Raw genomic sequence first — 25,568 nt, 5'->3', positions numbered from 1 at the left:
CCCCGTTGGTCCCTAGGCCAGGATCTCGGAGAGCTCGATACGGCCGGAGACATGGAGCTTCGCGAAGATCTTTCCCAAGTGCCACTCGATGGTTCGGGGAGACAGGTTCAGTTCCCTGGCTATCTGCGTGGTGGTGGCCATCGTAACCGCCCGATGCGCAAGATCTGCCTCGAATTCACTCAGTTCTGCCAGCGTTTCTGCGCGGCCGCCGGAATGCTCCATGCGGCGCATGCTCGCATTTGCCACTTCACGGGCGGTTCTTGCCAGTCTTTTCCGCTCATCTGCGCTGCACTCTGCCAGGCTGTGCTCGACAGCCCTGGCGGCATCCCGTGAGAGCAGGTACTGCCCGCAGTCGAGGAACCCCTTTGCCGCAGCGACCAGCCGGACCGGATCATCGTTAAGCAAACCGGCAGCGAAGTCCGCCATCCGCTCGCTGAACCTTCCGCTCACGTCCTTGGATACCCTGATGACATCGGCGGCAGCGTCCCTGTCACCGGCCCGCACAGCTGCAGACAGGAACAACAGCGCCGGTGCCGCGTACCCTGCCGCGTGTGCGGACGCAGCTTCGGCGCGCAGGCGTCCGCAGCGGATTCCGTCGTCACCATCGGACAGGATAGAGAAATAGCGGAGCAGGAACCCCCGGAAGTAACTGGGAGATTGCCTGCCGGCGGCTGCCTGCCGAAGCAGCTCGGCGGCTTCCGGGCGCCGCTCACGATGGATATAGGCCGTCAGGGTTCGGGCCAGGGGAAGCATGTCTTGCGGGTCGTGGACGCGGAGCTGCCCGATAGCGCCGGTTAGCGCATCCCGGGCCATGCCCTCCTGTCCTTGCCAGGCAGCCAGGACGGCCACGGCCAGTTCACCTGCGCTGCCCTGGTAGGAAGGGCGGACCCCGGTCGCGTCGAAGGCCTCGACGAACGTGGCAGCCCGGTCCAGCTCGCCCGAAAGGACATAGGTATCGAATATGCGGGTGCATGCTTCCCCGGCGTTCCCGCCATTGACCGCGTAATTCTCCGGCGGCCCCAGCTGGTCGAGGATGTGCAGTGCTTCATCGGTCCGCCCGGCCAGGGCGAGGACATGGGCGGACAACGCGGCTGCCTGCATCCGGGTGGCCTGCCCCAGTTTCCCGTCCCCGGCGAGGCTGGTGAGCCGCTCCGGGACCAGCGGAAGGCGCCCCCCGTCCGCAGCCAGTGCGCTGCGGGCCAAGACCAGCGCCGCTTCCAGCTCCGGCGATTCCCCTTCTGCCGGGCATGACTCCTCAACCGCGGCAAGCGCCTCCTGCGGGTCTCCCGATCCGGGAACACGGGCCAGGGTATAGCTGTAAAGCAGCATCAACGGCACGAAGCTGGAGCGCTTCTCCGAGGCCAAGCGGGGCTCGGCTTCGCGGAAGACGCGGAGTACTTTGTCGAGATGGCCCACACTGTGCAGGGCGCGGACCTCTTCAAGAACCATTTCCTGGCCGGGCGTTTTCGGGGCCACCGCCCGGACAAACCGGAGCGCGGCCGCTGCATCCGCACGGTCGTTGGCCGCACGTGCGGCGCGGAGGGCGTCCGCCGGACGAATCTCCTCGCCGCAGGACAGGGCCCAGCCCAGGAACCCGGTCAGTTCCTCGCCGTCCATGTCCGTTGGGTCAATCCGGACTCCCACGTCTTCCCACAGTTCCCGCCTCCGGCCGGGCGCCATGCTCGCCGCTATCACTGACCCCGGATTTCCACCTCCGAGCCGCACTGACGGCGGATTGCCGCCAACAGAGATAATCTGCTGCTCTTCGAGTGCCTCGACGGCGGTTGCCGGTACCAGCTCCAGGACGCTGGACAGAGGCAGGCTGACGCACAGTGCCAGGACCTCGACCAGCCGGCGTTCGTGTGCACCCAGCCGGTCCAGCACGGTGTCGAAAACCTCGCTGACCTCGCCGGTGCGGACGAAGGGGGCGGTCCGGACCCATACGGCTTCCCGCCGCACCAGGGTTCCGGAGCGCACCTGTGCACCTGTCATGAGCCGGATGAGCCGGGGGCTGCCCAGTGTTTCCTTCCACATTGTGCCTGCGGCAAGGGAGGAAACGGGTCCCCCGAGCAATTCCTGCATCAGCTGGCGGGTCTGCCGCTCGGTAAGCAGTTCAAGGTCGACCCGTTCCAGCAGCCCTTCGCTCCAAAGGCCCACCAGCTCATGGTCCGTTTCCCAGTCGATGGACGCCGCCGCCAGCACGGCAATCTTTCCCCGCCGAAGCAACTGGGACAGCACCATGATGGAAAACCGATCCAGCCGATCCGCGTTGTCCACCGTGACCAGCACGCGGTTTTCCCGTGCCTCGGCGTCAAAGGAGCGGCTAAGTTCCTGCAGCAGCTGGAGCGGATCCTGCTCCGCGCCTTCGGGCAGGCCGCTTATGAGATAGGCCAAGGCTCCGTAAGGAGTCCCGGCGGCGATGGCCGTACCGCGGACCGGAATTATATGGAAGTCTGCGCGCAGGCGGTCGGCTACGGCGTGCAGCACGGCAGTTTTCCCGGCGCCGGGTTGACCGAGGATGACGGCTCCGGCTCCGCCGGCAGCAAGTGCCGAACACAGATCGTCAAGAAGCTCAGTTCGCCCGATCAGCCCGGCGACAAGTGAAACACTTTCCATCAGCCAGCCCACGCCCCCCACAACGCCTGCACGGATCCGGATGCCGGATGCCGCGGCTATCGGTAGCAACCGCTCAGTGGAATGGAGCTTACGCGCGTGCGCAGGCGGCGTCTAGATACAAATACATGTATTTGGACGCGCCCGCGCTGAACGCGTCGAGCAGGCGTGGAACTGGGCCATGAAAACTGGGCCCTGGAACATCAGGCTGGGGCGGACATGTCTGACTGGGCGGAAATTCGAAAGAATAATTCGGAAGAATAAGGGACCGACGCCGGGATGGGGGTGGCCCAGTCTCGGAGGCCTCCCGACGTCGGCCCCGCTTTGGGAGCCCTTGAGGCTGATTCCATTTTAGGCCCGGTAACCGAACCGAAACAATGGTCACCCGGCATTCGGGACGCTGGAAAACTACTCCATTCTGCCCCGCTGCTACCTAGCTCTGAGGTCAGGCGCCTGCGGCGTGAAATTTCTGCTGAGCGGTGGTAAGGCCCTCGGACAGGAGGAGCTCCACGGCATCGGCGGCGTCGTCGACGAGGAACGGAAGCTCCTTGGCCTCGGTACCGGAGAAATCCTTGAGCACGTAATCCGCGGTGTCCATGCGCCCGGGCGGGCGTCCGACGCCTACCCTCACACGGAGGTAGTCCTTGGTGCCCAGGGCCTTGCTGATGTCCCGGAGACCGTTGTGTCCGCCTTCTCCCCCGCCGAGCTTGAGCTTCACGGTGTTGAAGGGGATGTCGATCTCGTCATGCACCGCCACCACGTGTCCGGGGTCGATATCGAAGAACCGCGCCAGGGAGGAAACCGGGCCGCCGGACAGGTTCATATAGGTCAGCGGCTTGGCCAGCACTACGCGCGGACCGCCGATGCCGAGGCGTCCTTCGACAATGGACGCGTGCGACCGGTGGGTCTTGAACTTTCCGCCCATCCGGGAGGCCAGCTCGTCGAGGACCATCTGGCCGATATTGTGCCGGTTACGGCTGTAGCCGGGCCCGGGGTTTCCGAGCCCGGCTACAAGCCAGGTGTTGCTGTTCACTACGGGTACTGCTCCTTCACTAAGAACCGGACGGCTCCGTTACGGGGAGCAGACCCCGGAAGTGGGTTACGCTTCAGCGCCGACTTCAGCAGCTGCAACAGCAACCTGCTCGTCGGACGGAGCGCCCAGGTCCTGAACGGTGGGCTCGGAGATGTTGATGATCATGGTCTCGGGATCCAGCAGGAGCTCGACGCCGGCAGGCAGGACGAGGTCGGAGGCGTAGATGTGCTCGCCGGCCTTGCGGCCTTCGATGCTGACCACGATGGTTTCCGGCAGGTCGGTGGCGTCTGCGGCAACCAGGACGGTGTTGGCTTCCTGGTTGTAGACGGAATCGCCGGCAGCCAGTTCGCCTTCAACGTGCACGTTGACCTCAACCTCGACCTTTTCACCCTTGCGGACGGTCAGGAGGTCGATGTGCTCGATGATCTGCTTGATCGGATCGCGCTGGATGTCGCGGGCCAGGGCCAGGTGCGACTCGCCGTCGACATCGATTTCCAGCAGGGCGTTGGAGGTGCGGACGGCCAGCGTGGTGGCCTTGGCCGGCAGCAGGATGTGCATAACATCGGCGCCGTGGCCGTAGATGACTGCCGGGATCTGGCCTGCGACGCGGGCCTTGCGGGCTGCACCCTTGCCGAACTCGGTGCGGACGGTTCCTGCGAGCTTCTGCTCAGACATTGCTACTCCTGTAAGTGGTGTTCCGTGGTTGCCTCAGGCGCCGGTTTCGGAACAGTGCACCGTACGGACCGGATAACGGTCCTTTGTACGATCAGAAGTTGCCAGCCACCGTCGATAACGGAGTTCGTCCGGAGTTCTCCGGGCCGCTCCCTCGCCTAGGCATCGGTCTCAATGCTACCAGCACAAGTCCGCCCGCCCGAACGGCACTTGAGGTGCGGTCCGGGCGGGCGGTTGGGTTCACCGGTGCTGTAAGTGCTAGGCCTTGCCGTCGAAGAGGCTCGTGACGGATCCGTCCTCGAAGACTTCCTTGATGGCCCGGGCAATCAGCGGGGCAATCGAGAGCACCGTCAGCTGGTCAAAACGCTTGGCGGCCGGAATCGGCAGGGTGTTGGTGACAACTACCTCGCGGGCACCGGATTCTGCCAGGGTCCGCGCGGCCGGGTCGGAGAACACTGCGTGCGTGGCGGCGATGATGACGTCCTTGGCACCGGCTTCCTTGAGCACGCGGACAGCGCCGGCAATGGTGCCGCCGGTGTCGATCATGTCATCGATCAGCACGCAGGTGCGCCCTTCAACCTGGCCCACGACCTGCTTGGACACGGCCTGGTTCGGGACGGTGAGGTCGCGGCTCTTGTGCACGAAGGCAAGCGGCGCGCCGCCCAGGCGCTCGGCCCACTGCTCGGCAACGCGGACGCGGCCGGTGTCCGGAGACACCACGGTGACGTTGGAGACATCCACACGGGTGCGGATGTAGTCGGCCAGCAGCGGGATGGCCATCAGGTGGTCCACGGGACCGTCGAAGAAGCCCTGGATCTGGGAGGTGTGCAGGTCCACGCTCATGATGCGGTCTGCGCCGGCGGTCTTGTACAGGTCCGCGATCAGGCGTGCCGAGATGGGTTCGCGGCCGCGGCCCTTCTTGTCCTGCCGTGCGTACGGGTAGAACGGGGAGACCACGGTGATGCGCTTGGCAGAAGCCCGCTTCAACGCATCCACGGTGATCAGCTGTTCCATCAGCCAGTTGTTCATCGGGGCCGGATGCGCCTGGATCACGAAGGCGTCGGTGCCGCGGACACTCTCACCGGGACGGACGTAGATCTCGCCGTTCGCGAAGTCATAGGACGCCAGCGGGAGCAGGTCGGTGTCAAGACAGCGTGCAATCTCCTCCGCCAGCTCCGGGTGTGCCCGGCCAGTGGCAAGGACAAGCTTCTTTTCACCTTGTGCGGTGATCTCGCTGCTCATTAATGATCGCTTTCTCGCGTGGGGGAATCAGTTTCGGAGGAAGAAGTGTTGGTGGTGGAAGCCGCGGCGGCTGCAGCGGCGGCCGTACCGGGGCGCTTATCCAGCACCCAGCCGTCGAGGTTGCGCTGAGGCGCCACATTGATCGCCAGGGCACCGGCGGGGACATCCTTGCGGATCACCGTTCCGGCTCCACTGTACGCTCCGTCGCCCACCGTGACGGGTGCCACGTACATGTTGTCGCTGCCCATGCGCACGTGCGAACCGATGGTCGTATGGTGCTTGTTTACGCCGTCGTAGTTCACGAAAACGGAGGCTGCACCGATGTTCGACTGCTCGCCGATGGTGGCATCCCCCACATAGGAAAGGTGGGGAACCTTGGACCCGGCGCCGATGTCGGCGTTCTTGGTCTCCACGAAGGTTCCGATCTTGCCCTTCGCGCCCAGCACCGTTCCGGGGCGCAGGTACGCGAACGGTCCCACACTGGTTCCGGCACCCAGTACGGCATCGCTGCCGTGGGTCCGCACCACTGAAGCTCCCTCGCCCACGGACACGTTGGTCAGCGTGGTATCCGGTCCGACGACGGCGTCCCGGGCGACGCTGGTGGAACCGTGCAGCTGCGTGCCCGGCAGCACCGTGACGTCTTCAGCGAGAGTCACTGTGGAGTCGATCCAGGTGGTGGCCGGATCAACGACCGTGACACCGGCGCGCATCCACCGATCCAGGTTGCGCCGGTTGTGTTCTGCGTTGAGGGCAGCGAGCTGGACGCGGTCATTGGCGCCCTCCACCTGCCAGGTGTCGTCGGTGACAACGGCGCTGATGCGTCCGCCCGCCGCGCGGGCGATGCCCAGGACGTCGGTCAGGTACATTTCCCCCTGCGAGTTGGAGGTGGTCACCGATTCGAGCGCGCTGCGGAGCACCGCGGCGTCGAAGGCATAGATGCCGGAGTTGATCTCGTTTACGGCACGCTGCTCGTCGGTGGCGTCCTTGTGCTCGACGATGCCGGTCACGGTTCCGTCTGCTGCCCGCAGGACCCGTCCGTAGCCCGTCGGGTCCGCAAGCCGCGCGGTCAGGACGGTCACGGCGTTGCCGTCCGTTTCGTGGACGGCCACCAAATTGCGAAGTGTCTGCGCTTCAAGCAGCGGGGTGTCCCCGTAGGTGACCACGACGGTGCCTTCGAGCCGGGCGACGGCGTCCAAGGCCGAGAGTGCCACCTGGACCGCGCGGCCGGTGCCGGGAACCTCGTCCTGGTCGACGATGACGGCCCCGGGCGCCTGTTCGGCGGCATGCCCGGCGACGAGGTCCCGCTCGTGGCGCACCACGACGGCCAGGAAGCGGGGGTGCAGCTCGGAGGCTGCGGCGAGTGCATGGCCGAGCATCGAGATGCCGCCCACGGGGTGCAGGATTTTCGGGGTCCGGGACTTCATCCGCGTTCCGGCGCCGGCGGCGAGGACAATCACCGCGGACAAAGCGCCGGCGGAAGCCTCATTGGTTCGGACATCGTTGGTGGTCACGAAAATGGCGCTCCTCGGTGGTACGGCCGGCGTATATCGGCTCCGCGGCAGCCCGTCACAGGTCCACCGCACAGCGTTCCGCCCATAGGATTCGAACCTATACTCCACGGCTCCAAAGGCCGGGGTGCTGCCATTACACCAGGGCGGATCATGTGCACGGCTAGCCGCGCACACAAGAGTTTAGTCTGCCATGGGAGCCGATGCGTTCGCGAGTTGAGTCCCGCAGGCGCGGCGTTGCCGCCGAGCAGGCAGCGGTGCGTGGGTAGACTGGTCCGGTGGTAAAGACTTCCGCCGGCGGTACACGCCTGCGTATGACCGGCGTCCAGCGCCGCGCCCAGCTGATCGAGGTGGCACGCGGGCTGTTTGCCCTGCGCGGCCTCGACGGCGCGACCATCGAGGAAATTGCCGCCGCGGCGGGTGTTTCCAAACCGGTCGTCTACGAGCATTTCGGATCCAAGGAAGGCCTCTACACGGAGGTGGTGGACATTGAGTTCCGCCGCCTGCTGGAAGTGATGACCGAGTCACTCAGCGCCGACGCCGGCCCCCGGGTGCTGCTCGAACGGGCCGCCTACGCCTTGCTGGACTACATCGAGAACTACACCGACGGTTTCCGGATCCTTACCCGTGATGCGCCGCCGTCGCAGCCGGAGGGGACGTTTTCCACCCTGCTGTCCCGGATCACCCGCCATGTGGAGCACATCCTGTCCAAGGAGTTCGGCAGCCGCGGCCTGAGCGCCGAGGTGGGCGGGATGTATGCGCAGATGCTGGTGGGCATGGTGGCCATGACCGGCCAGTGGTGGCTGGACACCCGGACCCCGGATAAGGCCACCGTGGCCGCGCATCTGGTGAACCTTTCCTGGAACGGCCTCGCCGGCCTGCAGAAGGATCCCCGGCTTTCCCACATGCCCCACCTGCCCGCCGGCACCGCTGTGCCGGAGGCCGGCTACGGCGGGCAGGCCCCGACCGTCCTTCGGCTTTCCGCGGTCCTGGTCACCGACGACGCCGGCCGGATCCTCCTGGTGCGCAAGCGGGGCACCTCGCGCTTCATGCAGCCCGGCGGAAAGCTCGAGCCCGGGGAAAGCTTTGCGGAAGCAGCAGCCCGGGAGGTGGGCGAGGAACTCGGACTTTCCGTAGCAGCCGCCGATCTCGAGGATCTGGGCCGCTGGTACGGTCCGGCGGCGAATGAGGAAAACACCTTCATTGACGCCGGCCTGTATGCCTGGACCCTCCCCGCAGACGGTCCGCAGCCCGCCGCCGCGGCGGAGATCGAGGAACTGCTGTGGGCGGCACCCGCGGCCGCCGCGGAACGCACCGATCTCTCGCCGCTGCTGAGCACCTACATCCTGCCGCGGCTGCTGGGCTAGCTGCCGCCTCAGGGCAGCGGTTCCTACTCGAGGATCTCCGAAGCCTCGAGCCACTGGATTTCCAGCTCCTCCTGCTCGGCCGCCACGGCCTGCAGCTTGGCGTTGAGCTCGCCGATGAGTTCAAAGTCCGCGCCGCCGGCCTTCTGGGTCGCGTCGTTCATCTGCGCGTTGATCTTTTCGGCCTGTGCGGTGAGCTTGCTCAGCTGCCGTTCGATCCGGGTGAGGTCCTTCTTGGCCGCCCGCTTTTCAGCTTCGGACGCACCGGAGCCGGCCAGCGCCGTCGTCGTTCCGCCCTGGGCGCCGGCTGAAGCAGCCGCGGAAGAGCCGCCGGGACGCGTGGCGCCGGCCGCAGCGGCGCGGGCCGCCTGAGAGGAGCCGCGGGCAGCAGTGGACGCCGAGGAATTGGCGGCCAGGGCTTCGCCGCGCAGTTCCAGGTACTGGTCCACGCCGCCGGGCAGGCCGCGCAGCTTGCCGTCGCCGAGCAGCGCCATCTGGTGGTCGGTGACGCGTTCCAGCAGGTACCGGTCGTGGGAGACGACCACGAGCGTGCCGGGCCAGCCGTCCAGCACGTCCTCGACGGCAGCCAGCGTGTCGGTGTCCAGGTCATTGGTCGGCTCGTCGAGCATCAGCACATTCGGTTCACCCACCAGCAGGCGCAGCAGCTGCAGCCGGCGCCGTTCGCCGCCGGAGAGCTCGCGCACCGGTGTCCACTGGCGCTGGGCGCTGAAGCCCAGCTGCTCGACCAGCTGGCCGGCGGACAGTTCGCGGCCGCCCACGTTGAAGACCCGCTTCTCGTTTTCAATGACCTCGATGACGCGCTGGTCCGCTACCTCATCCAGTTCCCGGACCTCCTGCGACAGGACGGCGGTCTGGACCGTCTTGCCGCGCTTCAGCCGGCCCGACGTAGGCTCGATGTCGCCGTTGAGCAGGCGCAGCAGGGTGGTCTTGCCGGCACCGTTGACACCCACCAGGCCCAGCCGCTCCCCCGGGGCCAGGCGCAGGGTGATGTTGCGGAACAGGTCGGTATCCCCGAGCGTCAGGGAGACGTTCTCCAGGTCCAGGACGTCCTTGCCCAGGCGGGCGGTGGCCATCTTGTTCAGGGACAGCGTGTCGCGGGGTTCGGGGACGTCCGCAATCAGGTTGTTCGCGGCCTCGATGCGGAACTTGGGCTTGGCGGTCCGGGCCGGGGCGCCGCGGCGCAGCCAGGCCAGTTCCTTCTTGACCAGCTGCTGGCGCTTGCCTTCCACCACGGAGGCCATCCGGTCACGCTCGGCGCGGGCCAGCACGTAGGCGGCGTACCCGCCGTCGAACGGATCCACCATCGCGTCGTGGACTTCCCAGGTCCGGGTGCAGATTTCGTCCAGGAACCAGCGGTCGTGGGTGACCACCAGCAGGCCCCCGTCGGAGGGCCGCCAGCGCTGCTTCAGGTGCCGGGCCAGCCAGGCCACGCCTTCGACGTCGAGGTGGTTGGTGGGCTCGTCCAGCATGATGACGTCGTCGTCGCCGGTGAGCAGCTTGGCCAGCGCCACGCGGCGCTTCTGCCCGCCGGACAGGGAGGAGACCTGCGCGTTCCAGTCCACTTCCTGCACCAGGCCGCTCATCACGTCACGGATCCGTGCGTTGGACGCCCATTCGTAGTCCGCCGCGTCGCCGACGATGGCCTGGCCGACGGTCAGGTCCCCGTCCAGTACGTCCGTCTGGTCCAGGTAGCCCACGGTGACATCACGGCGGCGGGTCACGCGGCCGTCGTCGGGGGTCTGCCGTTCGGCCAGCAGGCTCATCAGGGTCGACTTGCCGTCGCCGTTGCGGCCGACCATGCCGATCCGGTCGCCTTCCTCGAGGCCGAGCGAAACGCCGTCCAGGATGGTGCGCGTGCCAAAGGAAATGCTGAGGTTTTCAGCACCAAGCAGGTGTGCCAATCGGTACTACTTTCTGTGCGTCTGAGGTGCGGTGGTGTCGGCAGCCGTCACGGCGCCGTCGGCCGGCCCGTAAACGGCCAGGGCCGAGTGGCCTTCGGTGCGCAGTGCGGCGGCCAGGGCGGTCGCAGCTGCTTCATCCGCGGCCAGGAAGGCCAGGGTGGGGCCGGAACCGGAAACCATGCCGGCGAGGGCGCCGAGCCGGGTCCCCGCTTCAAGAACGGTCCCAAGTTCGGGTGCAAGCTCCAATGCCGCCGGCTGCAGGTCATTCTCTAGAACGCCTGCCAGCGCGGCAGTGTTCCCGGCGGCGAGGGCGGCGAGGATCGCCGGGTCAGCTTCGGTGGGCTCGGCGACGTCGGTTCCCGTGCGGAGGCGGTCGACGGCGGCGTAGACCTGCGGGGTGGAAAGCCCGTAAGGTGCCGGGACGAGGACCCAGTGCAGCCGGTGCGGTGCCGGTACCGGGGTGAGCCGGTCCCCCACGCCGAGCCCGGCAGCAGCACCGCCGAGCAGGGCAAACGGTACATCGGCCCCGAGTCCGGCAGCCAGGCCGGCCAAGTCAGCCGGAGACAGGCCCGCGTTCCACAGCTCATTGCAGGCGACCAATGCGGCGGCGGCGTCCGCAGAGCCGCCTCCCATTCCGCCTGCCACCGGCACCCGCTTGGTGATGTGCAGGTGGACTCCGGGATGCTCCCTGCCGATCCGGGAAGCCACGGCCCGGGCGGCACGGGCGGCCAGGTTGTCCCCGTCCAGGGGTATGCCCCCCTGCGGAAGGCGGCCGTCGGGATCGCTGAGCGTCAACCGGATCCCGTCGGTTTCCAGCGCCGTGGCCGTGACCTCCTCGAAGAGGGACACCGCAAGGTAGACGCTGGCCACGCTGTGGTAACCGTCCGGACGCAGCGGTCCCACCTTCAGGGACACATTGATCTTGCCGGGGGTCCGGACAGTGACGGAGCGCGGTGCGGCCATCTCTTCGGTTTCCTTTCGCTCAGGCAATGAGCGGCTTCCGTGCCTCGGCGATCCGGGCAAATGCCGTGATGTCCAGGACCTCGCCGCGGGCGCTGGGATCCACTCCCGCAGCACGCAGGGCCTTTTCGGCTTCGGCAGGACTGCCGGCCCATCCGGCCAGGGCGGCGCGCAGGGTCTTGCGGCGCTGCGCAAAGGCAGCGTCGATAACCGCGAAGACCTCTTGCCGGGTGGCACGCGTCTGCGGCGGTTCGTGCCGGACAAACCCGACCAGCCCGGAGGCGATCTTGGGTGCCGGCCAGAACACGTTCATGCCGATGACGCCGGCCTTGCGCATCTGGGCATACCAGGCGGCTTTCACCGAGGGCACCCCGTAGGTCTTGGAGCCGGGCTTGGCCGCCATCCGGTCCGCCACTTCGTCCTGGACCATGACCAGGCCGTGCTGCAGGGACGGGAAATGCTCCAGCAGGTGCAGCACCACCGGGACGGCCACGTTATAGGGCAGGTTCGCTACCAGCGCGGTCGGCTCCTTGGGCAGCTCGGTGATCCGCATGCCGTCGCCAAGCACAACGTGCAGCCGGCCGGCCGCTTCCGGCCGCCGCTGCGCCACCGTGGACGGAAGCTTTCCGGCCAGGACGGGATCGATCTCCACAGCCACCACCGACTCCGCTGCGTCGAGGAGCCCGAGGGTCAGTGACCCGAGGCCGGGGCCGACCTCCAACACGGTTTCCCCTGGAGCGATGTCCGCCGCAGCCACAATCCGGCGGATGGTGTTTCCGTCAATAACGAAGTTCTGGCCGAGGGTCTTAGTGGGGCGGACTCCGAGTTCCTCTGCCAGCGCCCGGATATCCGAGGCACCGAGGAGTGCGGGAACTGGTGTTCGGGGGGCAGGTTCGGATTCTCTCACCCAGTAATACTAGCCGAGCGGGCGTGTCCGCCGACGCCGCGGGTACCCCGGTGCGGCCCTCCGGTCCACTCCCCTCACCGTCTTCCCGCTGCCTGAGTGGTGCGCCTCGAAGGTGCGGGAATCGAGTTCGCCGTTTTGCCTTCCATAAGCGGGGACTGCTCTGCCGACGGCCGGTTTCCACCGGTAGCATCGAGCGCATTGCCGGCACCGGTTACAGAGTGCCGCACCCGGGGATCGGCGGTATCGACGATGGGCAAATCATTCGGTGAAAAGCTGCGTTCGGCGCGGCAGGAGCGAAACCTGACGCAGGCCCAGCTAGGAAACGGGGCTTTTCGGCCCCGTGAGATCTCGCTTCTGGAAGTCGGCCGGAGGGAACCCGTTCCGGGTGCGGTCAGCCTGCTCTCCGACCGCCTGGCCTCGGGCGCGATCCCGGGCCGGCCAGGGCAACAGACGGCCCTGTTCCTGGAGCTTTCCGCCCGGCAGGCGCTGGATGAGCGCGACTACGGAGCGGCATGCTCACTGGCAGATGCCGCAGCGGATGCGGCACTCGCGCAGGGGCATCCGCGGTCCTGGTGGGATATGACCTATCTGGCAGCCCGCTGTCTTTGCACCACGCACGCCTACCGGGACTGCATCGGGAAGGCGTTCCTGCTGGCCAGCCATCCCCTGGCTGCGGAGTACCCCGGCCTCCGGGCACAGGCGGAAACACTGCTCGCCACCGCCTTCCAGGGCGCCGGCGAACTGGGCTCGGCTGTGGCCCATGCCCGCAGCGCCGTGGCGCGGGTGCAGGAATCCAGGCTCGGTGCGGCTGCCTTCCTTGACGCGTGCGGAGCGCTGGTCACCGCACTGGCCGAAGCGGGCGGACTGGACGAGGCATGGACCTACTGCCGCACCCTGCTGCTGCCGCTGCTGGAGACGGGGGTTGGCAGGCAGATCGAGGGTAAGGCCCGCTGGGCAGTGGGCACTGTGGCCTTTCGCCGCGGGGACATCTCCACCGGGCTGATGCACCACCGTACTGCTGCGGACCTCCTGGAGCCGGGCGTCGACGTCGAGCTGTGGGCCCGCTTCAATAACGCCACCGCTGCCATGCGGCTCGGGGCGGGCATCCACGATAACGAGACGCTGACCTGCATAGAGCATGCCGAGGCGGCCATGTCGGTAGTCGGACTGGACGGTCCCGAGCGGCTGGAAGCGGACCACAGCCGGGGAATCTGGCTGGACCTCAACGGCGAGCATGCGCGGGCTGTCTGGATGCTCTCGGACGTGTATGCCCACCGGGGTGAGCTCTCACCCCAGGACTCGGGCGAGCTGGCCCTCCACCTCGGCCTGGCCTTGGCGCGAACCGGCAGGCCCGACGCCGGTTCCGCCTATCTGGCGGATAGCGAACAGCGCTTCCGCTCGGCCGGAGCCAAGGACCGCGCAGCTCACGCGGCGGCCCTGGCCCACGAGATGGCGACCGGGTGAGGCAGGGCAAGCCGGCGTTGAGCAGTTGGGTTAGAGCAAGCCGAGCTTCGAGGCACAGGAGGGCCAGTGGCCCCATCCGCCGTTGGCCCGCAGCTTCTCGGCTACCGCGATCTGCTGCTCCGGGGTGGCGTCACTGGCAACAGGAGCGTAGGCACCGCCGCCGGCACCCAGCCAGCTGCCGGAGCTGAACTGCAGGCCGCCGTAATAGCCGTTGCCGGTGTTGATATGCCAGTTGCCACCGGATTCACACTGCGCCAGGGCGGCCCAGGTTCCGGAGGCTGGTGCCTCGCCGCCGCCGGCACCCGGAGCGGCGGCAGGCTTGGGTTCAGGGCGCTTCTTGGTGCCCTTGGCGACGGCCTCGGCTACCGGTTCCCTGGTCATGCTTTCCTTCACGAGGGTACGGCTGACTTCCTTGCCGTCTACGCGGGTGACCGAGAAGACACGGGAACGTTCCCCGTCCACTCCGGCAGTGGTGACCTTCTTTTCGCCTTCCAGCAGGTCCGCGTTGGGAACCTCGGAGCTGGTAAACGGAACCGGTTCCGTGACGGTTTCCTCAACGCCGGCGGAAACACGCGTGACCTTCAGGCCCATGCCGTCCACCAGGCCGGCGCTCCGCGGAGCCGAAACCTGGTCCGCGGTGCCGAGCTGCACCCCTGATTCCTTCAGCAGGTCCCGCACGGTTCCCGCTGTGGTGCTGTGTTCGTGGGTTTTCCCGTCCACGGTGACAAACACCGTCTTGGGAGTGGAGATCGAGATCCTGCCGTCCAGCCCGTCCAGCGAGGTATCCATCGGGGCGGAGACTGCGGAGTTGGTGGCCACCCGCAGCTCCGAAACCAGGTCCTCGACGGTTTCGCCGGTGGTGTGGACCGTGGTCCCCTTGCCGTCCACCACGACATCCACTGCGAGGGCCCGCTGGACTTCGATGGTGGCGCCGTCTTCCAAGGCTGCCGTTGGCTCCGGTGTCACCCGATCAACGGAGGTTACAGTCACATCGGCCTGTTTGAGTACATCCGCAACGGTACCGTCGAAGGTCTGCACCTCCTGGCTCTTACCGTCGATGGTCAACACCACCGACTTGCTGGCGCCGACAAAGGCGACCATGCCAAGCAGGAGGCACACCATAACGGTTGCCTGGCCAACGAGCTTTATCCCACGCCTTGCAAGTGTTCTTGCCACGAGATTCCAAACGGTCAAAGAATCCGGGCACGGGGACTTTAAGCGCCGTGCGCATTCCGTTGCACCTGCCGGAGGGCAGGGAAACGAAACGCGGCCAGGCACAGGCTTGGCGAACAAAACCAGAGCCGCAGCAGCGAACTGAAGCGGACATGGTTTCACAGGTCCGTGCCGCCGCTCGGCGCCATGGGCCCGCAAATTGTTGCAGTTTGCAGTGTTTATGCAGTGTTTATGCAGTGATAGTCCGGATGCCTTCCCCGACCCCGGCTAATTGCTCCCTACCGTAACCGAACCGTGATGTGAGGGCAAACAGGGGTCCCCGGGTAGTTTGGCGGCCCGCGGCGCGGCACGATCCTCGGCGGGTGCTTCCTGGTGTCCTACTGCTCGGCCCAGGAGCCGTAGGCCCGGACAGTGTTCGCGGCCAATCCTGCTCCCAGCTCGGAAAGGTCGACACCCATGCGGTCTGCCATGGACCGCACCGTATACGGGACCATGTAGCTGGCGTTGGGACGCCCGCGGTGCGGGTGGGGCGTCAGGAACGGAGCATCCGTTTCGACCAGCAGCAGGTTCCGGTCCGCGATCGAGAGGGCCTCGTGGAGATCGTGCGAATTCTTGAAGGTCACAGTGCCGGAGAACGACATGTACCAACCGTTTTCGTTGCAGATACGGGCCAGCTCGCGGTCCCCCGAGAAACAATGGAAAACCACCGTGTCGGGGGCTTCCTCCTCCTTCAGGAGGCGGACGACGTCGTTATGGGCATCGCGGTCATGGATCTGTAGTGCCAGGCCGAGGCGCTTGGCGATGTCGATGTGCCGACGGAACGAATAGTGCTGCCGTTCCCGGCCGTCTTCCCCGGTCCGGAAGTAATCGAGCCCGGTTTCGCCGATTGCCCGGATGCGCGGATGGGCTGCGAGCGCCTCGATCTCGGCGAGTGCCGGCTCCAGCGTCCCTTCCGCTGCCAGCACGGGGGCGTCGTTCGGGTGGATGGCCACTGCACCAAGCAGGCGCGGATCGGCGTCGACAGCGGACGCCGTGAAGCGGGAAGACTCGAGATCGGTGCCCACCTGGACGGCACCTTGGACGCCGGCCGCCTCCGCCGCGTCAAGGGCAGCGGCGAGGGCAACCGTAAAATCACCGGCAATCTCACCGGCGGGAAAGTCGAAATGCGTGTGGTTATCCATTACGGGCACGGGCAGCGGCTCAGGCGCCGGCGGATAGCCTTTGCCCTTGTGCCGGACGGTTCCGGCGTCTTCGGCGGACGGGAGGTAAGCCGTCGGTGTGCTGCCGGGGACAAATCCACTTCGATTAATCATGTTCTTAAGCCTAGGTGAGCTAGTAGCCTGATCAGACAAACTGCTGTTGGAGCTCCCGCAGGTCGAATCGAATCAGGCCGAATCAGGTCGAATCAGGTCGAATACGGCTAGCGGGGCCTACTCGCACCTGCCGTGTCACCGCAGGTGCGGTCTGGTTGCTGCAGCTGCAACCGCCGAGTATGGAAGGTGTCCATGGACGCTCCGATCCCGTCTGCCGCCGCAGCGTCCCTTAACGGCTTTCCTTCCCGGCCATCGGCCACCACGCTCCATTCCCCTCCCGCCACGGTCGACGCCGAATCCTTCTCCGAAGCGGCAGAGGGGATCCTGGCCGCCGTGAATACGGTGATTGACGGCAAGGAGGACGCGGCCCGGCTGGTGCTGACGGTCCTGCTTGCCGAGGGGCATGTGCTGCTCGAAGACGTTCCCGGGGTCGGCAAGACGATGCTCGCAAAGACGCTTGCCCGGACCATTGACTGCACAGTCAGCCGTATCCAGTTCACCCCGGATCTGCTTCCGTCTGATGTCACCGGTGTGTCCATCTATAACCAGGACAGCCACCGGTTCGAATTCCGTCAGGGCCCGGTGTTCGCCAACGTGGTCATCGCCGATGAAATCAACCGGGCTTCCGCAAAGACCCAGTCCGCTCTGCTGGAATGCATGGAGGAGCACCAGGTGACCGTCGACGGCGGCACCCACCGGCTCTCGGCCCCCTTCATCGTGGTTGCCACGCAGAATCCCATCGAGATGGAGGGGACCTATCCCCTGCCCGAGGCGCAGCGGGACAGGTTCATGGCCCGGCTTTCCCTGGGCTACCCGGACGCGCGTTCCGAAGTGGAAATGCTTGGGAACCATCAATCCGGCTCGCCCCTGGACAGCATCACCCCCGTGGTGGGAATACGCGAGGCCTCGGCCATGATCGCCAGGGTCCGCGACATCTACGTTTCCGACGCCGTCAAGGAGTACACGGTTTCCCTGGGCCGGGCCACCCGTGAACACCCGGATCTCCGGCTGGGTGCCAGCCCCCGGGCCCTCCTGCAGCTGCTCCGTGCGGCCAAGGCCTATGCAGCGCTTGAAGGCCGGGATTTCGTGCTGCCTGACGACGTGACGAGGCTGGCGGATCCCGTCCTCGCCCACCGGCTCCTGTTGCAGCGCAAGGCCGCCGGAGCGGGGATCAGCGCCACGAGCATTATTGCGTCCATGATTGCGGCTGTGCCGGTTCCGCGGTCCGCCGGTACACCGCAGCGGCTGCACCGCTAGCCTCCGCTGACGGTTTCGCCCGAGCCTGTTTCCCGCCGCACCGAGTCCGCACTGAGTCCGCACCGCCGAGCGAAAGGCTCCCATGGACACCTCATCCGTTACGAGGTTTTTCACCCCGCGCGGCTGGGGCCTGGCGTGTGCCGGGGCGGTGGCGCTCCTTGGTGCAATCAGCCTGGGCCGCCGGGACCTGCTGGCACTCGCTGTCCTGCTCATCGCGCTGCCGGTCCTGGCCGCAGCACTGCTTCGCCTGTTCAAACCCGGCTTTGAGGTCGAGCGGACGTTCTCTCCCCCGCTGGTGGAAACGGGCACGGCGGCCACGGTATCGCTGCGGGTGCTCAGCCGCGGAACGCCTGCGTCCGGAGCACTCATACGCGAGGGACTGCCGTTCCGTTTCGGACCCAGCCCGGTGTTCCGGTTTCCGTCCGGTTACGCGGCGGAGAACGGCTCCAGTACCTATGAGTACCGCCTGCGGTCGAGCCGTCGCGGCCTCTACGGCATCGGCCCCGTAACCGCGGACTTCGTCGATCCCCTGGGCCTGGCACGGACAATGCACACGCTGGGCGGAACCGACCGGTTGGCAGTGGCGCCGGCCCCGCTTGAGCTTCCGCCGTCGTCGCTGTTCGGTGCCATGGGCACCGACGGCAGTGCGCCGAGCAGGCGCCGCGGAACACCCAGCGAAGATGATGCTTCCACCCGCGAGTACCGCCATGGAGATCCCATGCGCCGGGTGCACTGGCCGGCGACGGCCAGGCACGGGGAGTTGATGGTCCGGCAGGAGGAACCGGTGACCGCTCCGACCGCTTCCATCGTGCTGGACCAGCGCCTGGCCTCCTACGATGACGGATCACCGCTGAATCCCGAGAACGGCGAGCTGCTGACCTCGGAAACATTCGAATGGGCGGTTTCGGCTGTGGTTTCCTGCGCCGTTTTCTTCTCCGAGTCCGGCTACGGCGTGCGCTTCACCGACGAGCTCTCCCGGCCCGGGCTGGCCCGTTCCCCGTCTGCCGTAGACGGCGGCGAGACCGACTTCCGCGGGTTTGACGGGGTACAAAACCTCGCCGAAGGGTTGGCCGCCCTGGGCCTGGAATCTCCGCCGCCCGCGCCGGCGGCCCATCCCCGGGGCACCGATGCCGCTGCCCCCTTTGCCGCGCTGGACGTTTCCGGCCAAGCGCCCGGCCCCCTGCTCGTTGTCGCCGGCCGGATCGACACTGCACAGGCGCATACGCTGGCTCCGGCTGCCCGGTATGCCCGCCAACCGCTGGTGCTGCTGGTTACGGATCGGCCGGCCGCCCTGCGTCCTGTCCTGCAAATCCTGCGGGAGGCCGGATGGATTGCCGCGGCAGTAACACCGGCAACTCCGGTACCCACGGCCTGGTCCCTCCTTGACCGCGACCCGCAGGGCGTCCACGCCGCCGGGGGGCGGGTATGAGTGCCCTGCTAAGCCGCCCGGAGGCCGCACCGGCGTCCGGCCACCTGCAGGACGCTGACCCGGCACCCCCGGGCGACCGCCGACCGGCCAACCTTGCGGTAGCCGGGGCAGGAGCGCTGGCGGTCCTGCTTTGTTCGCTCAGCGTGCACGGGGTCATCGAAGGCTGGTCCTGGCTGCCGCCGCTTTTCTTCGCCGTCCTCGTCCCGCTGGCGGCCACCGCAGGTGCACGGCGGCTGAAGGTGCCGCAACCTCTGGTTCCCGTGGCAGGAATGGCTGTCCTGGCGTGCACCCTGACGTGGCTGTTCGCTTCATCGGCGTCGTTCCTGGGCTTCCTGCCCGGGCCGGGCACCCTTGCCCGGGCGGATGCACTGTTGGCCGAGGCGCGGACGGTTGTCCTCACCGAAGTCACCCCCGTGCAGCCATTGCCCGGCATCCTGTTCCTGTGCTGTGCCGGCATCGGGCTGGTAGCCGTCCTGACGGATACTCTGGCAGCCACACTGCGGATGCCGGCAACGGCCGGGTTGGGCCTCTTTGCAGTGCTGCTGATCCCGGCAGTGCTGAAACCCGCGAGCCTGGGAGCAGGATATTTCTTCCTCGCAGCGGTCGGATACCTGCTGTTGCTCACGGTCAGTGCCCGCAGGGAACAGCACCGACCCGGCATCCCGCGGACCTGGCTGGCACGCGGAACGGCAGTTTCGGCATCTGCCCTGGCATTGGCGCTCCTGCTGCCTCCGGTGTTGCCGGGATTCAACGACGGCGCCTTCCCGGAAGGCACCAGATTCAATTTCTTTTCCGGCAGCACCGGGCTGAACCCCATAGTCACGTTGGGCAATGACCTGCGCCAACCCCAGTCCGCAGGCCGGATCACCTACGCAACCTCGTCGGTCGAACCCGTGTATCTCCGTTCCACTACCTTGGAGGATTTTTCCGGAAGCCGCTGGGCTCCCGATGTGCGCGAGGACGAACGCCGCGAGGGCGTGGCAACCATGTCGGGCGGCGCCTACGTAACGCCGAGGGGAAGCCAGGCCGAGGCGGTGGTAACGCGGATCAGCTCCAACACGTATGCGAGTCCTTGGCTGTTGGCCCCCTACTATCCGCTGGGCGTTACCGGTGCCGAGGGAAGCTGGTCCTGGGATCCCAAGACCATGACCGTGCTGGACGACGATTCCGACGGCGCAGCACGGCAGGATTACCAGGTGCTGAGTATCGCGGCCGAGTTCACGCCGGAGCAGCTGGCGGCGATTCCCGAGGCTGACGCCACAAGCCTGGACCCCGTTTTCACGGACCTGCCCGCAGACCTGCCCGGAAACATCCGGGAGGCAGCCGCGGAGGCAGTCGGGGACGCCGCCACTCCGTATGCCAAGGCCATGGCCATCCAGAGTTATCTGCGCGGGCCGCAGTTCACCTATTCACTGGAGGCACCGGTGGAGGGCGGCTACGACGGGAACGGGATTTCGGTCTTGTCCGAATTCCTCGAGCGGAAGGGCGGTTACTGCGTGCATTTCGCCGCAGCCATGGCCGTGATGGCCCGGCAGGAGGGCATCCCCAGCCGGATGGCCCTGGGATACGCCCCCGGCCAGGCCACCGGCGAGACCCCGGACGGGACCGGCCCCAACGGAGAACCGCTGCGCGAGTTCGAGGTCGATTCCACGGACGCCCATGCGTGGCCCGAACTGTATTTCGAAGGAGCCGGCTGGGTCCGCTTCGAGCCCACCCCTTCCCGCGGATCGGTGCCGGACTACGCCCAGCAGCAGCGGACGCCGGGCAGTGCCACTATTCACGACGACGACGATCCCCGGGTCCCTGACGCGCTTGCGACGGCGCCGGCCGTCCCGCAGGCGGAAGCTCCGCTGGCACCCGAAACCGTGCTCGAAGCCGGCGACACGGGCACGACGGCGTGGCTGGGCGCCGTCCTCGGAACACTGGCGGCAGTGGCTGCACTGCTGATGCCCTGGGCGATGCGGCGACGCCGTGCGGCCCGACGGCGGAAGGCCGCCGCCGATGGCTCCCGTTCTGGACCGGCCTGGGACGAAATAGCGGATCTAGGCATCGATTACGGGTATCCCGGCCGGACCTCCGACACTCCCCGGACGTACGCCCGCCGGTTGGCAGGCGAGGCCGGCTTCTCCCCGCAGGCGGAGGAAGCCCTGACCCGCATCCGTCTCGCATTCGAGGAAGAGGCCTACGCCGGGGCGGGCCGCGGCGGACGGGGAGCCGCCCCGACATGGGCGGACCTCGAAACAGTGCAGGACGAACTGCGGATCGGCACCAGCCTGTTCGGGCAGCTGCACGCGCGGTTCCTCCCGCCGTCGCTGGCCATGCGGTTTCGGCACGACTGAGCACACAGGCACGACTACACCCACCTGCACCGAAAAGCGGCAAAAAGAAACCCAGTGACACCGGCGGCGTCACTGGGTTCCTTGTTGGCGGTTACCTACCCGGCGTAGGGGTCGGCGATCCCGATGTACTGCGTGTAAAGGTATTCCTCGATGCCTTCGGCACCGCCCTCGCGGCCCAGCCCGGACTGCTTGACTCCGCCAAACGGTGCGGCGGCGTTGGAAACCACTCCGGCGTTGAGTCCCAGCATGCCGGATTCCAGCTTTTCGCCGATCCGCAGTCCGCGGTTCAAATCCCGGGTGAAGACGTAGGACACCAATCCGTATTCGGTGTTGTTGGCGAGCGCCACGGCTTCGTCTTCAGTGGAGAAAGTGACGATCGGTGCCACCGGACCAAAGATTTCTTCCTTCAGGATCCGGGCATCCGGGGCAACGTTCTGCAGGACCGTGGGGCGGTAGAAGTAGCCCGGGCCGTCCACGGGTTCCCCGCCGACCAGTGCCACTGCGCCGCCGTCGACCGCTTCGCTGACGAGGGCGTGCACCTTGTCCCGCGACTTGGCGTCAATCAGCGGCCCGATCTTGGTGTCTTCTTCGGTACCCCGGCCGGTAGTCATGGCACCCACCCGTGCCGCGAACTTCTCTGCGAACTCCTGCGCCACCGTGTCCTGGACGATGAAGCGGTTTGCCGCCGTGCAGGCCTCGCCCATGTTCCGCAGCTTTGCGGTCATGGCGCCTTCCACGGCTTTGTCCAGGTCTGCGTCCTCGAAAACAATGAAGGGGGCGTTTCCGCCGAGCTCCATGGAGGTCCGCAGGACGTTCTCGGCTGCATCCCGGATAAGGCCCTGGCCTACGGGCGTGGAACCGGTGAAGGAAACCTTCCGCAAACGGGAATCCTTGAGGATGGGCCCGGTGACGTCGCCGGCAGAGGTGGTGGAGACAACGTTCAGCACCCCGGCAGGCAGCCCGGCTTCCATCATGACGGCCGCGAAGAGCTGGGAGGTCAGGGGGGTCAGCTTGGCGGGCTTGAGCACCATGGTGCAGCCGGCCGCCACAGCGGGGGCGATCTTGCGGGTGGCCATGGCCAGCGGGAAGTTCCAGGGGGTGATCAGCAGGCACGGCCCCACCGGCTTCTTGTTCACCAGCAGCCGGGATTTACCGTCGGGAGCGGTGCTGTAGCGCCCGGAAACCCGGACGGCTTCCTCGGAGAACCAGCGCAGGAACTCCGCGCCGTACACTACCTCGCCGCGGGCTTCCGCCAGCGGCTTCCCCATTTCCAGCGTCATCAGCAGGGCGAAGTCCTCGGCGCGTTCCGTCACCAGTTCAAAGGCACGGCGCAGGATTTCCCCGCGTTCGCGGGGTGCCGTCCGCGCCCAGGCATCCTGTGCGGCTGCGGCGGCGTCCATGGCCAGCGCACCGTCTTCCGTGGAGGCATCGGCAATGCTCATCAGCACCTTGCCGGTGGCGGGATCTTCGACGTCGAACGTGCGGCCGCCGGATGCCTCCCGCCACTGGCCGTCAATCAGCAGGCCGGTGGGGACCTGCGCCAGGAGTTCGGCTTCACGGTCTGCGGGAATACCCATAGGGAATGCCTCCAAAATCATCGGAACCGCCTCGGGCGGCGTGCCCGTGGTCTCACTAAACCGTAGGCTTCGGCTGCACTGCCTGTAAATGCGGGTATGCACTACCTTCCCCGGCAACTACTGTGCATCTGCCCAGCGTTCCCGCGGCGTTGTCCCGGGCCGGAGTGCTTAGCTGCGCGCTTCCAGCACCGCCGAATACAGTTCGCGCTTGCTGATCCGGGCATCCTCGGCCACGGCGGCGACGGCGTCCTTAAGCCGGATGCCCTGCTCCACCAGGGAATTGACGGCGGCCACGTGGTCCGCCGCCTGTTCCGGTGCGGCGTCCGGTGCGCCTTCCACCACCACGGCGATTTCGCCGCGCACATCCCCGGCTTCCGCCCATTCCAGCAGCTCGCGCAGGGGCCCGCGCAGTACCTGTTCATGCAGCTTGGTGAGCTCGCGGGCGACGGCGGCGCGGCGGTCCCCGCCGAAGGCGGCGTCCAGGGCACGCAGCATGGGTTCAAGGCGGTGCGGAGCCTCGAAGAACACCATGGTCCGCTGCTCGCCGGCCAGCTTCGCGAGCCGGCTGCTGCGTTCCCCGGGCTTCCGGGGAAGGAAACCTTCGAAGCAGAAGCGGTCCGTCGGCAGGCCGGAAAGGGCCAGCGCGGTCAAAACCGCTGAGGGTCCGGGGGCGGCGGTGACGGTCAGCCCTTCGGCGGCTGCAGCCTCCACCAGGCGGAAGCCTGGGTCGGATACGGCGGGCATGCCGGCATCGGTCACCATCAGGAGGGTGGCGCCGCCGCGGACCATCTCCAGCAGATCGGCAGTGCGGGAAGCTTCGTTGTGCTCGTGGTAGCTGATGATCCGGCCCCGCGTGGTGATGCCGAGGGCGCTTACCAGCCGGTGCAGGCGCCGGGTGTCCTCCGCGGCAATGATGTCGGCGCTTTCCAGCAATCCGATCAGCCGGTTGGTTGCATCGCCCATGTTGCCGATGGGCGTTGCCGCCAGGACAATCTGCCCCGGCCCTGCGGCGTCGTTGTTCGCGGTGCCTGCCATGGTGCCTGTCATGCTGCCTGTTACCTTGCTCGAGTCCACCCTCTAACCCTACGCGACAGGCTATAGAGTGGTGCGCGTGAGTCTCTCCGGTTCCTCGACGACCCGCCGCGAGGCACCGGCCCCGGTCGAGTCCCCACAGCATGCTTTCACCTTCGATGCCCTGCGGAACCGCCTGCTGGGCAGCAGCCTGGTTCCGCTGGGGGCGGCCGGCTGGATCCTGCCGCTGATGATGGCGGTACTGGGCGGTGTGCTGCGCTTCACCCGCCTGGGTGAGCCCGGTACCCTGGTGTTTGACGAGACCTACTACGTCAAGGACGCCTACTCGCTGCTGCAGTCCGGCTATGAACGTGCCTGGCCCGAAGATGCAAACGACTCCTTTGCTGCGGGCCAGCCCCAAGTCCTGCTCGATGAGCCCGAATATGTGGTGCATCCGCCTGTCGGCAAATGGATGATCGCTTTCGGGATGGCACTTTTCGGATCGGACAATTCCTTCGGCTGGCGCTTCGGCGCCGCGCTGACCGGCGCCCTTACTGTCCTGCTCCTGGGGCTCATTGCCGCACGGTTGTTCTCCTCGGTGAATCTCGGCGCCCTGGCCGGGTTGTTCCTGGCCGTGGACGGGCACCATCTGGTCCATTCCCGCACCTCCCTGTTGGATGTCTTCCTGACGTTCTGGGTTGTGGCCGCGTTCGGCGCGCTCCTGCTGGACCGAAGGGACGGCCGGCTGCGGTTGGCACGTGCCCTCGCCCGCACGGCCGGCACCGGCGCCCCGGACCGCCCAGACTCAGGCGGCGGGGCACTGCTGTACGGGCCGTGGCTGCTCTGGCGCCCCTGGCGGATCGTTGCCGGCGTCTGCCTCGGCCTCGCTGTAGGCACCAAGTGGTCAGCCCTGGCCTTCGTTGCCGTCTTCGGGCTGATGACTGTCCTCTGGGATGTCAGCGCCCGGCGGGTGGCAGGCGTTCGCCAGTGGGAAAGCGCCCTGTTCCGGGACGGCGTGCCGGCGTTCCTCACGATCATCCCGGCCGCGTTGATCACCTACGTGGCCAGCTGGAGCGGGTGGCTGTTGTCCGACGACGCGTACAACCGGCAGTGGGCCGAGGAGAACCCGGACGAAGGCTGGAGCTGGGTTCCTGCTCCGCTGCGTTCACTGGCCGAGTACCACCGCAGCGCCTATGCCTTCCACAACGGACTCAGTTCGGAGCACAGCTACTCCTCCACCGCCTGGACCTGGCTGTTCATGGGCCGCCCCACGTCGTTCTTCTACGAGTCCTCTGCCGAAGGCGACGCCGGCTGCGCCGCGGAGAGCTGCTCCACGGCGGTCACCTCCGTTGGCAATCCCCTGATCTGGTGGGCTGCCGCCCTGTCGCTGCTGGTAGTGCTGTTCTATTGGGCTGGCCGGCGGGACTGGCGGGCCGGTGCGGTGCTGTCCGGAGTGGCGGCTGGATACCTTCCGTGGTTCGCCTATCCTGAACGGACAACTTTCTTCTTCTATGCGGTGTCCTTTGAACCGTTCCTCGTCCTCGCCCTGGTCTACGTGCTGGGCCTGATACTCGGCCGGCCCGGGGACAGTCCACAGCGCCGGCGGATCGGCATCCTGCTTACCGGCTGCTTCGTCGCGGGGGTCCTGGCGCTCTCGGCATATTTCCTGCCGGTCTGGACAGCGGAAACCATCCCGTATTCTGGCTGGCGGCTGCGTATGTGGATGCCCAGCTGGATTTAGTCTCATTACCCATGTGCTCAACGCACAGAAAGAGAGGGTCATA

Annotated in this window: 18 protein-coding genes and 1 tRNA gene; 6 read left to right on the top strand and 13 right to left on the bottom strand. The window is 66.9% G+C overall.

The features are described 5' to 3' along the window. Nucleotides 1–12 precede the first annotated feature (12 nt). The 6 genes from N2K99_RS04705 to N2K99_RS04675 form a co-directional block, all read right to left on the bottom strand. Nucleotides 13–2,616, bottom strand: a complete 2,604-nt coding sequence (locus tag N2K99_RS04705) for an AAA family ATPase (protein WP_374200066.1) — start codon at nucleotides 2,614–2,616, stop codon at nucleotides 13–15. Nucleotides 2,617–3,058: 442 nt separating this feature from the next. Then, the gene (gene pth, locus N2K99_RS04695) at nucleotides 3,059–3,646 is read right to left on the bottom strand and encodes an aminoacyl-tRNA hydrolase (RefSeq protein ID WP_227924292.1); all 588 of its coding nucleotides are present in this window, start codon (nucleotides 3,644–3,646) and stop codon (nucleotides 3,059–3,061) included. 66 nt (nucleotides 3,647–3,712) lie between these two features. Then, entirely contained in the window at nucleotides 3,713–4,321 is a 609-nt protein-coding gene (locus tag N2K99_RS04690) for a 50S ribosomal protein L25/general stress protein Ctc (RefSeq protein ID WP_227934016.1), read from the bottom strand. A gap of 255 nt (nucleotides 4,322–4,576) precedes the next feature. Further along, nucleotides 4,577–5,560, bottom strand: a complete 984-nt coding sequence (locus N2K99_RS04685; RefSeq protein ID WP_104104432.1) for a ribose-phosphate diphosphokinase — start codon at nucleotides 5,558–5,560, stop codon at nucleotides 4,577–4,579. Continuing rightward, nucleotides 5,560–6,984 carry a bifunctional UDP-N-acetylglucosamine diphosphorylase/glucosamine-1-phosphate N-acetyltransferase GlmU gene (gene glmU / locus N2K99_RS04680; RefSeq protein WP_231709611.1) on the bottom strand — a complete coding sequence of 475 codons (1,425 nt, stop codon included), beginning with the start codon at nucleotides 6,982–6,984 and terminating at the stop codon, nucleotides 5,560–5,562. Before glmU ends, N2K99_RS04685 begins: the two co-directional genes overlap by 1 nt. Before the next feature lie 163 nt (nucleotides 6,985–7,147). Beyond that, nucleotides 7,148–7,219 (bottom strand) — tRNA-Gln (locus tag N2K99_RS04675). Nucleotides 7,220–7,346: 127 nt separating this feature from the next. On the opposite strand from N2K99_RS04675, the gene N2K99_RS19065 reads away from it, so the two are divergent. Then, nucleotides 7,347–8,435 carry a TetR family transcriptional regulator gene (locus tag N2K99_RS19065; RefSeq protein ID WP_308036433.1) on the top strand — a complete coding sequence of 363 codons (1,089 nt, stop codon included), beginning with the start codon at nucleotides 7,347–7,349 and terminating at the stop codon, nucleotides 8,433–8,435. 23 nt (nucleotides 8,436–8,458) lie between these two features. Here the strand turns inward: N2K99_RS19065 and N2K99_RS04660 are convergent, their stop codons facing one another. The 3 genes from N2K99_RS04660 to rsmA are packed head-to-tail and all read right to left on the bottom strand — an operon-like array spanning nucleotide 8,459 to nucleotide 12,221. Further along, the gene (locus N2K99_RS04660; RefSeq protein ID WP_227924289.1) at nucleotides 8,459–10,354 is read right to left on the bottom strand and encodes an ABC-F family ATP-binding cassette domain-containing protein; all 1,896 of its coding nucleotides are present in this window, start codon (nucleotides 10,352–10,354) and stop codon (nucleotides 8,459–8,461) included. 6 nt (nucleotides 10,355–10,360) lie between these two features. Continuing rightward, entirely contained in the window at nucleotides 10,361–11,317 is a 957-nt protein-coding gene (locus N2K99_RS04655) for a 4-(cytidine 5'-diphospho)-2-C-methyl-D-erythritol kinase (protein ID WP_227924288.1), read from the bottom strand. A gap of 19 nt (nucleotides 11,318–11,336) precedes the next feature. Next, complete coding sequence (gene rsmA / locus N2K99_RS04650) at nucleotides 11,337–12,221, bottom strand: 16S rRNA (adenine(1518)-N(6)/adenine(1519)-N(6))-dimethyltransferase RsmA (RefSeq protein WP_227924287.1); 885 nt, start codon at nucleotides 12,219–12,221, stop codon at nucleotides 11,337–11,339. 249 nt (nucleotides 12,222–12,470) lie between these two features. Here rsmA and N2K99_RS04645 point away from each other — a divergent pair, with 249 nt between their 5' ends. Then, entirely contained in the window at nucleotides 12,471–13,685 is a 1,215-nt protein-coding gene (locus tag N2K99_RS04645) for a helix-turn-helix transcriptional regulator (protein ID WP_227934015.1), read from the top strand. 30 nt (nucleotides 13,686–13,715) lie between these two features. Here N2K99_RS04645 and N2K99_RS19060 read toward each other — a convergent pair whose 3' ends face one another. Both N2K99_RS19060 and N2K99_RS04630 read right to left on the bottom strand, forming a co-directional pair. Further along, nucleotides 13,716–14,807: a resuscitation-promoting factor gene (locus N2K99_RS19060; RefSeq protein ID WP_269436619.1), complete on the bottom strand. Its 1,092-nt coding sequence runs from the start codon at nucleotides 14,805–14,807 to the stop codon at nucleotides 13,716–13,718. A gap of 428 nt (nucleotides 14,808–15,235) precedes the next feature. Further along, complete coding sequence (locus tag N2K99_RS04630) at nucleotides 15,236–16,171, bottom strand: TatD family hydrolase (RefSeq protein WP_227924285.1); 936 nt, start codon at nucleotides 16,169–16,171, stop codon at nucleotides 15,236–15,238. A 192-nt stretch (nucleotides 16,172–16,363) separates the two neighbouring features. Between N2K99_RS04630 and N2K99_RS04625 the strand changes: the two genes are divergently transcribed. The 3 genes from N2K99_RS04625 to N2K99_RS04615 all read left to right on the top strand — a co-directional run bounded on the left by N2K99_RS04625 (nucleotide 16,364) and on the right by N2K99_RS04615 (nucleotide 21,196). Next, nucleotides 16,364–17,428, top strand: coding sequence for a MoxR family ATPase (locus N2K99_RS04625; RefSeq protein WP_227924284.1), 1,065 nt, complete (start codon nucleotides 16,364–16,366; stop codon nucleotides 17,426–17,428). A gap of 82 nt (nucleotides 17,429–17,510) precedes the next feature. Beyond that, entirely contained in the window at nucleotides 17,511–18,857 is a 1,347-nt protein-coding gene (locus N2K99_RS04620; protein WP_227924283.1) for a DUF58 domain-containing protein, read from the top strand. Continuing rightward, nucleotides 18,854–21,196: a DUF3488 and transglutaminase-like domain-containing protein gene (locus tag N2K99_RS04615; RefSeq protein ID WP_227934014.1), complete on the top strand. Its 2,343-nt coding sequence runs from the start codon at nucleotides 18,854–18,856 to the stop codon at nucleotides 21,194–21,196. Before N2K99_RS04620 ends, N2K99_RS04615 begins: the two co-directional genes overlap by 4 nt. Nucleotides 21,197–21,291: 95 nt before the next feature. On the opposite strand, the gene N2K99_RS04610 is transcribed toward N2K99_RS04615, so the two are convergent. Then, the gene (locus N2K99_RS04610) at nucleotides 21,292–22,773 is read right to left on the bottom strand and encodes an NAD-dependent succinate-semialdehyde dehydrogenase (RefSeq protein WP_227924281.1); all 1,482 of its coding nucleotides are present in this window, start codon (nucleotides 22,771–22,773) and stop codon (nucleotides 21,292–21,294) included. A 168-nt stretch (nucleotides 22,774–22,941) separates the two neighbouring features. Beyond that, nucleotides 22,942–23,820, bottom strand: coding sequence for a 16S rRNA (cytidine(1402)-2'-O)-methyltransferase (gene rsmI / locus N2K99_RS04605; RefSeq protein ID WP_227934013.1), 879 nt, complete (start codon nucleotides 23,818–23,820; stop codon nucleotides 22,942–22,944). 214 nt (nucleotides 23,821–24,034) lie between these two features. Between rsmI and N2K99_RS04600 the strand changes: the two genes are divergently transcribed. Continuing rightward, nucleotides 24,035–25,525, top strand: coding sequence for a dolichyl-phosphate-mannose--protein mannosyltransferase (locus N2K99_RS04600; RefSeq protein WP_227934075.1), 1,491 nt, complete (start codon nucleotides 24,035–24,037; stop codon nucleotides 25,523–25,525). Nucleotides 25,526–25,568 lie beyond the last annotated feature (43 nt).

Origin of the sequence: Arthrobacter sp. zg-Y1110 (assembly GCF_025244865.1) — a bacterium.
Lineage (GTDB): Bacteria > Actinomycetota > Actinomycetes > Actinomycetales > Micrococcaceae > Arthrobacter_B.
Note: the sequence above shows the minus strand (reverse complement) of the source record. Positions and strands in the feature narration are given on the sequence as shown.

Excerpts from the sequence above, each read along its gene's own strand:
- N2K99_RS04705 (WP_374200066.1), bottom strand. The coding sequence starts at position 2,616 with ATGGAAAGTGTTTCACTTGTCGCCGGGCTGATCGGGCGAACTGAGCTT.
- N2K99_RS04690 (WP_227934016.1), bottom strand. The coding sequence starts at position 4,321 with ATGTCTGAGCAGAAGCTCGCAGGAACCGTCCGCACCGAGTTCGGCAAG.
- N2K99_RS04685 (WP_104104432.1), bottom strand. The coding sequence starts at position 5,560 with ATGAGCAGCGAGATCACCGCACAAGGTGAAAAGAAGCTTGTCCTTGCC.
- glmU (WP_231709611.1), bottom strand. The coding sequence starts at position 6,984 with ATGAAGTCCCGGACCCCGAAAATCCTGCACCCCGTGGGCGGCATCTCG.
- N2K99_RS04655 (WP_227924288.1), bottom strand. The coding sequence starts at position 11,317 with ATGGCCGCACCGCGCTCCGTCACTGTCCGGACCCCCGGCAAGATCAAT.
- N2K99_RS04645 (WP_227934015.1), top strand. The coding sequence starts at position 12,471 with ATGGGCAAATCATTCGGTGAAAAGCTGCGTTCGGCGCGGCAGGAGCGA.
- N2K99_RS19060 (WP_269436619.1), bottom strand. The coding sequence starts at position 14,807 with ATGGTGTGCCTCCTGCTTGGCATGGTCGCCTTTGTCGGCGCCAGCAAG.
- N2K99_RS04630 (WP_227924285.1), bottom strand. The coding sequence starts at position 16,171 with ATGATTAATCGAAGTGGATTTGTCCCCGGCAGCACACCGACGGCTTAC.
- N2K99_RS04625 (WP_227924284.1), top strand. The coding sequence starts at position 16,364 with ATGGACGCTCCGATCCCGTCTGCCGCCGCAGCGTCCCTTAACGGCTTT.
- N2K99_RS04620 (WP_227924283.1), top strand. The coding sequence starts at position 17,511 with ATGGACACCTCATCCGTTACGAGGTTTTTCACCCCGCGCGGCTGGGGC.
- N2K99_RS04615 (WP_227934014.1), top strand. The coding sequence starts at position 18,854 with ATGAGTGCCCTGCTAAGCCGCCCGGAGGCCGCACCGGCGTCCGGCCAC.
- N2K99_RS04610 (WP_227924281.1), bottom strand. The coding sequence starts at position 22,773 with ATGGGTATTCCCGCAGACCGTGAAGCCGAACTCCTGGCGCAGGTCCCC.
- rsmI (WP_227934013.1), bottom strand. The coding sequence starts at position 23,820 with ATGACAGGCACCATGGCAGGCACCGCGAACAACGACGCCGCAGGGCCG.
- N2K99_RS04600 (WP_227934075.1), top strand. The coding sequence starts at position 24,035 with ATGATGGCGGTACTGGGCGGTGTGCTGCGCTTCACCCGCCTGGGTGAG.